Genomic DNA, 11,882 nt, shown 5'->3' on the forward strand with positions numbered 1-11,882 from the left:
CACAGTGCTTTAAGATGCGTCTCACAAAAGAGTGAGGCTTGTGATGACTGATAATCTGAAATGCCCCAAATGCGGGTCTGAGCATGTCTATCCGGACGGTACCCTGTGGGTCTGTCCGGATTGTGCCAATGAATGGAACCCGGAAGCTGACGGCCAGGACGATGCGGGTGAGGGAAGTTCCGTGATCAAGGACGCGAACGGGAATGTTCTTGTCGATGGTGATAGCGTGACGGTTGTGAAGGACCTTAAAGTCAAAGGGTCTTCACTCGTTGTTAAAAGCGGGACCAAGGTCAAGAACATCCGCCTGGTTGATGCGACGGACGGGCATAACATTGCCTGCAAGATCACGGGGATTGGCGCCATGAATCTCAAGTCGGAATTCGTCAAGAAGTCCTGATTGCCGTTCTGATCTTACTGAGTTTTCATTCAGCCCTCGCGAACCTCATGCGAGGGCTGAATGCGTTCTGGCGGCTTTTAAAAAAGGTGTATTTGCAGCATGGACGTTATTCTTGGTGGAACAGGGCATGTGGGTCGGGCTGTTGTAAAGACCGTTCTGGCCGCAGGGCATGACGTGACTGTTGTCAGCCGCCGTGCCAGTTCGGCTTCAGGCGGTGAATTTTCGACTGTTGCTCTGGACGTGACAGATACTTCCACCTTGCGCACACTGTTCCAGAAAGCGCGCAGGGTGTTCGTCCTGCACCCGCCTGCTGCCGTATCGGGTAACACGGATATTGAAGAGCGTAGAACAGTTCGCTCTATCCTGACGGCGCTTCAGGGTCTTCGTCTGGAAAAACTGGTGGTGCAGTCAACATATGGTGCCCAACCGGGTGAACATTGCGGGGATCTGGGTGTTCTTTATGAACTGGAACAGGGTGCACGCCGCCTGGATGTAGCGGTCTGTATCGTGCGGGCGGCCTATTACATGACTAACTGGGCTGGACTTCTGGAGAGTGCCAAGGCGACGGGGGTGATGAAAACTCTGCTGCCGTTTGCTCAGGCTTTCCCGAGGGTGGCGCCAGAAGATGTCGGCCATTTTGCGGGACAGATGCTGCTCTCCGATGAGGGGCAGAGTGGGATTTATAATATTGAGGGCCCGAAAGCTTACACGCCTGACGAGGTCGCGGGCGTGTTCAGTGACCTTCTGGGGCGGTCTGTTCAGGTAGAATCCGTTTCGCAGGATCAGTGGTATGCGACGTATCTTGCCAATGGTTTTTCCGCTGAGGCTGCCCGTTCTTATACTGCGATGACGGGGCTTTTCGTTCATCAGCGCTTATGAGTTGCCAGTGGATCCGCACCGCGGACCGACGGATCTTGAAACCTGCCTGCGTCGCTTTCTGTAAGGCTTGCCAGTAAGCAACAAAAAAGCCGACCGGAGGATAATCCGGTCGGCTTTTCTTTAGACGTTATGGAAACGCTTTTCAGCGCTTCCACCACCCAACGCGGCGTATTGCCGGGGGAAGTTCGTCAATGTTGATCGGCTGAAGAGTACTGTCTTCACCAGCCGTTTCCTCAGCCTTGGCTTTTGTGGCCTTGGTCGTGCGACGCGTGCGCTTCGGCTTGGCCGGAGCATCTTCTTCGGAAGGGGCTGCCGTTTCAACAGCCACATCCTCAACTTTGGCTGCGGAGGCCTTGGTTGTACGACGGGCGCGCGTGCGTTTTGGCTTGACCGTGGCGTCTTCTGCGACGGTAGGGACAGGAGCTTCGACCTCGGCTTCTTCCACCACAACAGGCGTTGCCACTTCTACCTTCGTGCTGCGACGACCACGGCCACGCTTCGGCGTTTCCTTTGGCTCAGCAACAGGAGAAGCCACAGCTTCTGTGAGAGCTGCAACACGTGCGTCATCAATAGTGATCGGAGCAGGCATTGCTGCAGAGGTGCGAACCGGACGTGCTGCCTGTTCCATCTCTGCCTGTTCGATCACATCGAAGATATCGAAACTGCCACCAAACGGGTCAGCTGGTGTCGGTCCAACATAGTTGCGCTGCTGAGAGGCTGGACGCTCTTCACGGCGGCGCTGGTTCTGAGCGGGAGCCTGACGGGACTGCTGTGGAGCAGGCGTTTCTTCCCACGCAGGAGCAGAGGCCTGAGCCTCGACTTCAGTCTCGTCGTCCTTCTGAACGCGCTTGAAGCGGGTGCGACGGCGTCCTGGAATGAGGCCGACCTCGCCATTTTCCTGTTCCTGCGGATAGGAAGGCTGCTCGACCTGCGTCTCGGAAGCATTGCCCTGCGTCGTCTCGTTCTCGGAAGACTGATCCCGGCGACCACGACGACGGCGACGGCGACGATTGCCGTTGTTGCCCTCTTCTTCGTCACTGGTTTCCACTTCGGCTTCTTCTGCACGGGCAGGTGCCGGAGCCGCTTCTGCAGCGATAGCCAGCGGAAGAGCCGGAGCTTCGTCTTCAATGATCTCGATCGTCCGGACCGTCTGAGGTGCTGCAGCCTGAGCAGGGACATAGGCCGGAGCCGCCGTCTGCGGACTGAGGCGTTCGATGCGCATCTCGGAAGCAGGCAGCTCTTCTTCCGTCCGGAAGATCACGCGCATGCGGTGACGCTGCTCGATGTCCGACAGCCAGTCGCGCTTGTGGTTCAGAATGTAGAGCGCGATGCTCGGGCCAATATAGACTTCGATTGCCGCAGCGCGCTGACGGGTGCCTTCTTCGTCAATGGCACGAAGCACATGCAGGGCAGAGCTTTCCGTTCCACGAATGAATCCGGTTCCCTGGCAGTGCGGGCAGACCGTCAGCAGGGACTCTGCAATGGACGGACGCAGACGCTGGCGGGACATTTCGAGCAGACCGAAATGAGAGATATGCCCGACCTGAATGCGTGCGCGATCCGTGCGCAGGGATTCCTTGAGGCGCTTCTCGACCTGCGCGTTGTGACGACGGCTCTCCATGTCGATGAAATCGATCACGACGAGGCCGGCCAGGTCACGCAGACGCAACTGGCGAGCCACTTCTTCAGCCGCTTCAAGGTTGGTCCGGAGAGCCGTTTCCTCAATGTTGCGCTGGGAAGTGGACTTGCCGGAGTTCACGTCAATGGCGACCAGCGCTTCGGTCTGGTTGATGACAAGGTAGCCACCAGACTTCAGGCGCGCTGTCGGAGAGAACATCGCATCCAGATGGCCTTCGACGTTGTAGCGCGCGAAGAGGCTCTGACCGCGGTTTTGCCACAGCTTCACCTTGCCAGCGTTGTGCGGCATCAGCAGGCGCATGAACTCGCGGGCGCTCTTCCAAGCAGCTTCACCGTCGACCATGATGTCTTCGATGTCTTTGGAGAACAGATCGCGGATGGCGCGCTTGATGAGGCTTGCTTCCTCATAAACCAGCGTCGGAGCGACGGAAGACAGCGCATGTGAGCGAATGTCATCCCAGAGCTGAAGCAGGTATTCGCAGTCGCGGATGATTTCCGGTCCAGGGCGGCCTGCGCCGGCTGTGCGGACAATCATGGCCATCGACTTGGGCAGGTTCAGCTCCGCAATGATGTCACGCAGACGACGACGATCGGTGTCGGACGTGATCTTGCGGGAAACACCGCCGCCGCGCAGGGCGTTCGGCATCAGGACGCAGTAACGGCCGGCGAGGGAGACATAAGTGGTCAGGGCTGCACCCTTGTTGCCACGTTCTTCCTTCACAACCTGCACGAGCAGGACCTGTCGGCGCCGGATAACTTCCTGGATCTTGTAGTTGCGCAGGAAGCGGGCCGTGCGACGTGAAGCTGCGCTCTCTTCTCCGGTGTCGTGTTCTCCGCCTACGGTTTCCGGAGTGCGACGATCCTGGTTTTCGGTCTCGTCGGTTTCGTCAGAAACTGTTTCTTCTTCGCTTTCCGGAAGGTCGGTGCGCTGTTCGGACGCGACGTCTTCTTCCTGGATGGCCAGAAGTTTCTCACGGTCTGCAACCGGGATCTGGAAGTAATCCGGGTGAATTTCGCTGAAGGCGAGAAAACCGTGACGGTTTCCGCCGTATTCTACGAAAGCGGCCTGAAGGCTCGGCTCAACGCGAATGACTTTGGCAAGGTAGATATTGCCCTTGAGCTGTTTTCTGGACGATGTCTCGACGTCGTAATCTTCAACGCGGTCACCGTCCATGACCACGACACGCGTTTCTTCCGCGTGCGTGGTGTCGATAAGCATACGCTTGGTCATGGAAAACTGAACTCCACGATGTTCCAGTGTGGCGCTTTGGGCCAGAGGGAACACCTGATTGTACGGGGTGGAGGGGGCGGATCAGCCGGAATGCCAGTCCGCGGGACGCATCTGGTCCCGTTCCGGCTAGGCTCCTGGCTGTGATCACGTCGCGTGACATTCGACCCCTGACAGACGTCCGGCCCATGGTCTGGTACCGGATGAAAACGCATTCCGGTCAGGGTGTGAGCCTGTGCCGGACTGAACTAATCCTGCCGGAGCAGCCCGATCAGGACATGGCACAGAAAATGTCAGGCACATGTCAAACGATGGGGCGTCACGGCTCGGACAATGGAGGCGGGAGCGTTGCGGGGAGAGGGTAAAAGCCCACAGACGATCGGACCGCTCTCTTCAGGTCCTTGGCGCGCAGGATGACTTAAAGAAGAGCCGCTGGCAAGCGTGGCTTTATCAGGCTCTCCAAAAGGTGCTTTGCCTTGTTTCAGACATTGTCCTGTGTCTGTATTGTTTGGGGTCATGAAACGATCGAAAAGACGCAGGATATACGGATGCTGACGCGACGCACGGTACTGGAAGGTCTTGCCTGTCTGTCAGCGGCAGCGCCGCTCAATGCAGTCGCCCGCAGCAGGCATCCGACGCATCATTCTCCTGCGGCCAGCACGCTCCATGCGCCAGCAGTTCACCGGAATGCTGCTCCTCCGAAGCCACTTGTGATGCTGGATCCCGGGCATGGGGGCAAGGATCCGGGAGCGATCGGTGTTTCTGGTACGTATGAGAAACATATTGCGGAAGCGGCTGCGACTGAACTCCAGAGGCAGCTTCTGGCGTCAGGGCAGTACCGGGTCGCGATGACGCGTTCCGAAGATCGGTTCATTCCCCTGGAAGGGCGGGTAGAACTGGCACAGCATCATCAGGCGCATCTCTTTATTTCCATGCATGCTGATGCATTGCATGACCGCGATGTTCGTGGTGCCAGCGTCTATACGCTCTCCAGTGGTGCCTCGGATGCGCAGACAGCGGCTCTTGCGCAGAAGGAAAATAGTGCGGACCGTTTTGGAGGGCCCGCGTTTCATGGGATGTCCCCGGATGTGCAGCAGATCCTCTCCAGTCTTGTTTCAGAAGAAACGCGGCGGGGCTCTGCGCACATGGCATCGAGTGTGGTCGGGGCGTTCCGGAACCGGATCGGTCTGCTGACTCATCCGTCCCGTCATGCGGCTTTTGTTGTTTTGAAATCTGCGGAGATTCCGTCTGTTCTCGTTGAGATGGGGTTCATGTCCAACCGGCTGGATGAAGCGGCCCTGCGTCAGGCCGTTCACCGAACGCAGGTGGCGAGTGCGATGAAAACCGCCGTTGACCGATACTTTTCCGCGCAGCATGGTTTGATGACGGGCTGACCCTGAAAGAATGCAGGGCAGAGTTTTTGGTCATGTGGGTTGCGCATAACGAAAGAATCGGACATTTTCCGTCGCCATGACATTTCTTTCGATCCTCTCGCTTCGACTTATCGGCCCCTGAACGCCATATCTTAGGCGGGCAGCGTTCCGTTGCGTTCAGGGGATGACAGACCAGAAATTTTCCTGACCAGCGAGATGATCAAGACATGACTTTCCAACATCCGTCCTTCGGTACAATTTCCGACGACCGCGTTATCATTTTCGATACGACGCTGCGTGACGGTGAACAGTCCCCCGGTTTCTCCATGAACCTCGAAGAGAAGCTCCGCATGGCGCATGCGTTGAGCGCTCTGGGCGTGGATGTTATCGAAGCGGGTTTCCCTGTCGCTTCCAAGGATGACTTCGAGAGTGTCCGCAGCATTGCGGAGCAGGTGCGCGGCTCCGTTATTTGTGGGCTGGCTCGCAGTGGCGGCAAGCGCGATATTGAATCCTGCGGTGAAGCTTTGAAGGGCGCTGAACGCTCCCGTATCCATAACTTTATTTCCACATCTCCGCTGCACATGAAGTACAAGCTGCGGATGGAGCCGGAAACGGTTCTGGACATCATCGCTTCTGGCAACCAGAAGGCCCGTCAGTATACGGACGACGTGGAATGGTCTGCCGAGGACGGCTCCCGCACGGACCCCGACTTCCTGTGCCGCTGTGTCGAAATCGCCATCAAGAATGGTGCGAACACCATTAACATCCCCGATACCGTAGGCTTTGCGACGCCGGAAGAAATGCGCCGCATCTTTACCATGCTGCGTGAGCGTGTTCCGGGTGCGGATCAGGTGATCTTCTCCACCCATAACCATAATGATCTGGGGCTGGGCGTTGCGAATACGCTAGCTGCTGTTGAAGGTGGTGCGCGTCAGATCGAATGCACGATCAATGGTATCGGCGAGCGCGCTGGTAATGCCGCTCTGGAAGAAATCGTCATGGCGCTGCGGACACGTCACGACCAGTATGGCAAGGTGACTGGTATCGAGACGCCGAAGCTGCTGGGCATGTCCCGGATGCTGGCGACGATCACGGGCTTCGACGTGCAGCCGAACAAGGCCATCGTTGGCCGGAACGCGTTTGCACATGAAAGCGGTATTCATCAGGACGGTGTTCTGAAGAATGCAGCCACTTATGAGATCATGACGCCGGAGAGCGTGGGCTGGAACAAGAGCTCACTGGTGATGGGCAAGCATTCCGGCCGTGCCGCATTCCGCGACAAGCTGGCCCAGCTGGGTTACCCGCCGCTGGAAGAAGAGGCGCTGAACGCTGCTTTCGCGCGTTTCAAGGACCTGGCTGACAGCAAGAAGGTCGTGTTCGACGACGACATCTGTGCGCTGGTGGATGATGAAAGCCGTGATCATGAGCGCATTCACCTGATCTCGCTGGAAGTTGCTTCGGGTACGAAGCAGAAGTCTCAGGTCAAGCTGGAAATCAGCGTCGATGGTGCCATCCAGTATGCAGCCGTAAGCGGAAACGGGCCGGTTGATGCGGCATTCCGCGCTATTGGTGAAGCCTTCCCGCACTCCGCTGAACTGGCACTGTTCTCTGTGGCGAATGTTACGGAAGGGACGGATGCACAGGCCCGTACCACCGTCCGTTTGCAGGAAAACGGCAAGCTTGTGGACGGTCAGGGTGCCGATGCGGACACGGTTGTGTCTGCGGTGCGTGCCTATATCCATGCTCTGAACAAGCTGCTGACCAAGCGTGAGCGCACCGAGCCTGAAGCGCTCTGAGTTTTCGCGATTGATGAGCGAACCTTAAAGGACGAATAAATATCGTTCTTTAAGGTTCTGGACAAAAATAACACGATTGATATTGTCTCCTTCTGAACTTGGAAGGGGCAGCTATGCCGCATTCGTGGCTTTATACGGCGTCGGGTCTATTCGTAGGCTTTCTGGTAGGCATGACCGGAGTGGGGGGAGGGTCCCTCATGACGCCACTGCTGATCCTGCTCTTCGGTGCAAAACCACAATCCGCGGTCGGAACTGACCTTCTTTACGCTGCCATCACGAAAATCGTTGGAACCGGGCTCAACCGTCATATGGGGGTTGTGAACTGGCGGATTGTCGGCTGGCAGATGGCCGGCAGTATTCCTGCCAGTCTGTTGTGCCTGCTGTTTCTGCATCATGAAGGTATGTCAGATTCTGCATCAAGACTGATCCGGATTGTTCTTGGGGTCGCGCTTCTTCTGACAGCACCGGCCATTCTTCTGAAGCCGAAGCTGAGGAAATGGGCGGAAGGGCGTGTACCCTTGAGTGAGACGTCGGAAACGGTACTGACGGTTCTGTTGGGTGTGCTTCTGGGGACGTTGGTGACATTGTCTTCAGTCGGAGCCGGCGCCGTTGGAATGGCGGCTCTGACAATGCTCTATCCGCGTCTGAATATGCGGACACTTGTTGCAACCGATATTGCTCATGCCGTCCCCCTCACGCTGATTGCAGGTGGTGGGCACTGGCTGGAAGGGGCGGTTGATACGGCCGTTCTAATCGCGCTGCTTCTCGGGTCTATTCCGGGAATTATTCTGGGAACGCTTTGCGCGGGCAAGCTTCATGAAGATACCCAGCGCTGGGTGCTGGGTATCCTTCTGGCTGTCATTGGCTTCCGGATGATCTGAAATCCGGAAGCCCTCAGGCTTTAGTAGCCGTAGTTGCTCTGCTGAGGATAACCGTTGTTGTAGCCCTGCGGCGGATATCCGTTCTGGCAGTTCGTGTTCGGTGGGCACTGATACTGCTGTTGCGGGTAGGTCGGGTATTGACCATTCTGCTGCGGGTATCCCTGTTGCGGATAGGCGCCCTGCTGAGGATATCCGTTCTGGTATCCGCCCTGCTGATAGCTCGGGCGGTTCGGCGTTGTTACGGCACCTGTGGCGGCACCAAGAGCACCGCCCGCAAGTGCGCCAATCGCCGCGCCGCGGCCGCCACCTGCAAGTGCGCCAATAGCTGCACCTGTGCCACCGCCAAGAAGACCGCCACCAAGGGCTCGGGAGCCCGGATCATAATTTCCCTGACAACCGCCCAGGGAAAGAACGGTCGCAAAGGCTCCAACCAGAGCAATTCCCCGGAAAGCGGGGCGGGCGATAACGGACCTCATGTCACAAATCCTTCGATGTCATGGTCAACCGGCCTGATACCAGACTCAGTAGCCATTTCGTGAACGGTGGCTTGGCGTGGTTGCCGCGCCGACTGCAGCGCCTGTGCCGCCACCTGCAAGCGCACCGATAGCTGCACCGCTACCACCGCCTGCAATCGCGCCAAGCGCTGCACCAGCGCCTGCGCCGATCAGGGCGCCGGAACCGGCACGGGCGCCACTGTCGTATGGATTGCCACACCCAGCAAGAGCGGCGCCGCAAAGGGCCAGAGCTGCGAGAAGGCGAGGGGTCTTGGTGTTGGTCATCTGTCTTATCCTCTTTTAATCGTCTGCTCTTCGGTCATATGAGATAGAAGAGCAGATAAATCCATGGAGTGGTAACGCGGGAAACGTGACTGAAGGGTGGCAGGATTGAGGCGGCAGAAAATTTTTTTCCGTGTCTGACGGGCGCGTGATGAAAAGTTGTTTCTGTTTGACGACATTATACTGCACGGAACCCTTGCTGAACGGCCGCTGCAACGTTAAGTCCACCCGCGGGGAGCCCGCCCCATATTATACTCTGTGATCTCTCCGCTCTCAGAGCCGCGCCAGGAGTTTTGGATGTTTTCTCGTCTGCTGGGTCTCATGTCTGCTGACATGGCGATCGACCTCGGCACTGCCAACACGCTTGTTTATGTCAAAGGCCGTGGCATCGTGCTCGACGAGCCGTCTGTTGTCGCCATTGCTGAAGTGCGTGGAAAGAAACAGGTTCTGGCAGTTGGCAACGAAGCCAAGCAGATGGTCGGGCGTACGCCTGGCAACATCACGGCGATCCGTCCGTTGCGTGATGGCGTGATTGCGGACTTTGAAGTTGCTGAAGAGATGATCAAGCACTTCATCCGCAAGGTGCATAACCGCCGCGCTTTTGCGAGCCCGCAGATCATCATCTGTGTTCCTTCCGGTGCGACAGCTGTTGAACGACGCGCCATTCAGGAAAGCGCGGAAAGTGCCGGGGCTCGTAAGGTGATGCTGATCGAGGAGCCCATGGCCGCCGCGATCGGTGCTGGTCTTCCTGTAACCGAGCCATCTGGCAGCATGATCGTTGATATTGGCGGTGGCACCACGGAAGTGGCGGTCATTTCGCTGGGTGGTATTGTCTATGCGCGTTCTGCCCGTGTGGGCGGGGACAAGATGGATGAAGCCATCATCTCCTATATCCGCAAGACCTATAACCTTCTGGTCGGTGAAAGCTCGGCCGAACGAATCAAGATTGAGCTTGGTGCGGCCATGATGCCGGATGATCCGTCCAACCCGGACGGCCCGATCACGGAAATCAAGGGACGTGACCTGATCAATGGCGTTCCGCGGGAAGTGATGGTCAGTCAGGCGCAGATTGCAGAGAGCCTGGCAGAGCCGGTTATGCAGATCGTAGACGCAGTCACGACAGCGCTTGAAAATACACCGCCGGAACTGGCTGCCGATATTGTGGACAAGGGTATCGTTCTCTCGGGTGGCGGAGCGCTCCTGTATCGTCTTGATGAGGTTCTGCGCCTTTATACGGGTCTTCCGGTCACTGTTGCTGAAAATGCTCTCTCCTGCGTGGCGCTGGGAACAGGTCGTGCGCTGGAAGAGATGCGTCGTCTGCGCAGCGTGCTGAGCAGCATGTACTGAACCCGGACTTTCCCCGGTGTTTTCCATCCACACCCGGCAGGTCCTTGCGAGAGCAGCCCTGCCTATCCTGATCCTACTGGCTGTGGCGCTGGTGCTGCTTGGGCTGGTCCGGCGACCGGTGGTGGATGGGGTGCGTCTGAGGGCGACGGATATTCTTGCCCCCGCCTATCAGGCGCTTGTTTATCCGCAGGCGCGTGTTCAGGAATGGCTGGTTGATCTCCGGGGTGCGACAGATCTCGCCAAGGAAAATGCACGCCTGCGAGATGAAAACCGTGCCCTGCGGCACTGGTACGATGTGGCAGTGGCGCTTGCGGCGGAGAATGCGCGCCTGAAAAGCAGTCTTCACTGGATTCCGGAAAGTGCGCCGCAATATGTGACGGGTCGGGTGACGCGTGATGATGGTGGGCCTTACTCCCGTGCCGTTCTGCTGGATGTTGGAAGCGGTCATCAGATTCACACAGGCGATGTCGCGCTCGATTCGGCTGGCCTGCTGGGGCGGGTAACGGAAATTGGTCCGCATACCGTGCGTGTTCTGCTGATCAATGATGATGCCAGCCGTATTCCCGTTACCCTTGCGGCATCTCGTGGCGATGCCATCATGGCGGGTGACGATACGGATACTCCGCGTCTGATTTACTATCCGCAGGATCATCATCCGATTGAAGGAGAGCGCGTCGAAACGCGTGGCCAAAGCGCCATGCCTGCCGGGTTGCCGATTGGAACCGTGCATTATCTGGCACCCAATCGCCCTGTTGTGATGCCGGATGCTGATTTGCGGCGGTTGGATATCGTTCGGGTGTTTGATTACGGAGACGATGGCGGACAGGCGCCGGATGCTCCAGGCAGGGTCAAGGTACGGCGTCCCGCGGCAGAACCCACCCTGCCGGGTGGATTGCCTTTTCCCAGGTTGCCCGGAATGCCGGAGACTTTAGGGAAGGGGGGGCAATAAGTCATGGTTGCCGAGAACTCTACACCCCATCTGCATTCTGCCGTTGAACCGCGGCAAACGATACGGCGGCGGCTGGATATGTTCGCGCGGGCTGCCATGCCTTCGTTGTTTATTATTCTGGTTGCGGTCCTGCTTTCTGCCCCTTTTGGTATTCCGGGCCAGCCTGAGCTGCAGTTTGGAATTGCCATGTGCACAGTCTGGTTCTGGGCATTCAGTCGTCCGAAATCCATGCCAGCCTGGGCGGTCTTTCTCTGTGGGTTGAGCGTCGAAATTTTCAGTTTTGGTCCGCCGGGGGCAGTTCTTTTGTCCCTGCTGGTCATTTATGGGGTCGCCCATCACTGGCGATACGGCCTGTCACGGCTGGGCTTCGTATCCTGCTGGTTGATTTTCAGCTTTTTTGCGGCCCTGGCATCCTTTTTTCAGTGGGCTCTCGTCTGCGTCCATGCATTTGCGCTATTATCTCCGGCACCAGGCCTCTTTCAGGCTGCGCTGACTATCGGTATCTATCCCAGCCTGACTGCGTTGTTTGTCTGGGGGCGCCGCACGTTTGCCAATCCCGACCAGGCCTGACGGCGCATTTTTCGCGCGTTTCGCGCAAAACGCCGCCTTTTTTCCGGA

The 11,882-nt window shown here is 57.7% G+C and carries 11 protein-coding genes; 8 read left to right on the plus strand and 3 right to left on the minus strand.

Annotated features, from left to right (window positions below; translation table 11 throughout):
* Positions 1 to 43 precede the first annotated feature (43 nt).
* Complete coding sequence (locus tag B7444_RS11625; RefSeq protein WP_035730005.1) at positions 44 to 397, plus strand: zinc ribbon domain-containing protein YjdM; 354 nt, start codon at positions 44 to 46, stop codon at positions 395 to 397.
* Between the two features lie 99 nt (positions 398 to 496).
* Positions 497 to 1,276, plus strand: a complete 780-nt coding sequence (locus B7444_RS11630; RefSeq protein ID WP_007283704.1) for an NmrA family NAD(P)-binding protein — start codon at positions 497 to 499, stop codon at positions 1,274 to 1,276.
* A 142-nt stretch (positions 1,277 to 1,418) separates the two neighbouring features.
* Here B7444_RS11630 and B7444_RS11635 read toward each other — a convergent pair whose 3' ends face one another.
* Positions 1,419 to 4,145, minus strand: a complete 2,727-nt coding sequence (locus B7444_RS11635) for an Rne/Rng family ribonuclease (protein WP_231502909.1) — start codon at positions 4,143 to 4,145, stop codon at positions 1,419 to 1,421.
* Between the two features lie 545 nt (positions 4,146 to 4,690).
* On the opposite strand from B7444_RS11635, the gene B7444_RS11640 reads away from it, so the two are divergent.
* The 3 genes from B7444_RS11640 (at position 4,691) to B7444_RS11650 (ending at position 8,192) form a co-directional block, all read left to right on the plus strand.
* Positions 4,691 to 5,536 carry an N-acetylmuramoyl-L-alanine amidase family protein gene (locus tag B7444_RS11640; protein ID WP_231502910.1) on the plus strand — a complete coding sequence of 282 codons (846 nt, stop codon included), beginning with the start codon at positions 4,691 to 4,693 and terminating at the stop codon, positions 5,534 to 5,536.
* 206 nt (positions 5,537 to 5,742) lie between these two features.
* Positions 5,743 to 7,311 (plus strand): 2-isopropylmalate synthase, encoded by a 1,569-nt coding sequence (locus tag B7444_RS11645; RefSeq protein ID WP_007283700.1) that lies wholly within the window; start codon positions 5,743 to 5,745, stop codon positions 7,309 to 7,311.
* A gap of 113 nt (positions 7,312 to 7,424) precedes the next feature.
* A complete protein-coding gene (locus B7444_RS11650; RefSeq protein ID WP_081603783.1) occupies positions 7,425 to 8,192 on the plus strand; it encodes a sulfite exporter TauE/SafE family protein in 768 nt (255 codons plus the stop codon).
* A 20-nt stretch (positions 8,193 to 8,212) separates the two neighbouring features.
* Here B7444_RS11650 and B7444_RS11655 read toward each other — a convergent pair whose 3' ends face one another.
* Both B7444_RS11655 and B7444_RS11660 read right to left on the minus strand, forming a co-directional pair.
* Positions 8,213 to 8,668: a hypothetical protein gene (locus B7444_RS11655; protein ID WP_007283698.1), complete on the minus strand. Its 456-nt coding sequence runs from the start codon at positions 8,666 to 8,668 to the stop codon at positions 8,213 to 8,215.
* A gap of 45 nt (positions 8,669 to 8,713) precedes the next feature.
* Positions 8,714 to 8,971 (minus strand): hypothetical protein, encoded by a 258-nt coding sequence (locus B7444_RS11660; protein ID WP_007283697.1) that lies wholly within the window; start codon positions 8,969 to 8,971, stop codon positions 8,714 to 8,716.
* Between the two features lie 294 nt (positions 8,972 to 9,265).
* On the opposite strand from B7444_RS11660, the gene B7444_RS11665 reads away from it, so the two are divergent.
* The 3 genes from B7444_RS11665 to B7444_RS11675 are packed head-to-tail and all read left to right on the plus strand — an operon-like array spanning position 9,266 to position 11,834.
* Entirely contained in the window at positions 9,266 to 10,315 is a 1,050-nt protein-coding gene (locus B7444_RS11665) for a rod shape-determining protein (RefSeq protein WP_007283695.1), read from the plus strand.
* Between the two features lie 16 nt (positions 10,316 to 10,331).
* Positions 10,332 to 11,264: a rod shape-determining protein MreC gene (mreC, locus tag B7444_RS11670; protein WP_007283694.1), complete on the plus strand. Its 933-nt coding sequence runs from the start codon at positions 10,332 to 10,334 to the stop codon at positions 11,262 to 11,264.
* Positions 11,265 to 11,267: 3 nt separating this feature from the next.
* A complete protein-coding gene (locus B7444_RS11675; RefSeq protein WP_007283693.1) occupies positions 11,268 to 11,834 on the plus strand; it encodes a hypothetical protein in 567 nt (188 codons plus the stop codon).
* Positions 11,835 to 11,882 lie beyond the last annotated feature (48 nt).

Origin of the sequence: Gluconobacter thailandicus F149-1 = NBRC 100600 (assembly GCF_000964465.1) — a bacterium.
Taxonomy (GTDB): domain Bacteria; phylum Pseudomonadota; class Alphaproteobacteria; order Acetobacterales; family Acetobacteraceae; genus Gluconobacter; species Gluconobacter thailandicus.

Excerpts from the sequence above, each read along its gene's own strand:
- B7444_RS11640 (WP_231502910.1), top strand. The coding sequence starts at position 4,691 with ATGCTGACGCGACGCACGGTACTGGAAGGTCTTGCCTGTCTGTCAGCG.
- B7444_RS11635 (WP_231502909.1), bottom strand. The coding sequence starts at position 4,145 with ATGACCAAGCGTATGCTTATCGACACCACGCACGCGGAAGAAACGCGT.
- B7444_RS11625 (WP_035730005.1), top strand. The coding sequence starts at position 44 with ATGACTGATAATCTGAAATGCCCCAAATGCGGGTCTGAGCATGTCTAT.
- B7444_RS11630 (WP_007283704.1), top strand. The coding sequence starts at position 497 with ATGGACGTTATTCTTGGTGGAACAGGGCATGTGGGTCGGGCTGTTGTA.
- B7444_RS11645 (WP_007283700.1), top strand. The coding sequence starts at position 5,743 with ATGACTTTCCAACATCCGTCCTTCGGTACAATTTCCGACGACCGCGTT.
- B7444_RS11675 (WP_007283693.1), top strand. The coding sequence starts at position 11,268 with ATGGTTGCCGAGAACTCTACACCCCATCTGCATTCTGCCGTTGAACCG.
- B7444_RS11665 (WP_007283695.1), top strand. The coding sequence starts at position 9,266 with ATGTTTTCTCGTCTGCTGGGTCTCATGTCTGCTGACATGGCGATCGAC.
- B7444_RS11660 (WP_007283697.1), bottom strand. The coding sequence starts at position 8,971 with ATGACCAACACCAAGACCCCTCGCCTTCTCGCAGCTCTGGCCCTTTGC.
- B7444_RS11655 (WP_007283698.1), bottom strand. The coding sequence starts at position 8,668 with ATGAGGTCCGTTATCGCCCGCCCCGCTTTCCGGGGAATTGCTCTGGTT.
- B7444_RS11650 (WP_081603783.1), top strand. The coding sequence starts at position 7,425 with ATGCCGCATTCGTGGCTTTATACGGCGTCGGGTCTATTCGTAGGCTTT.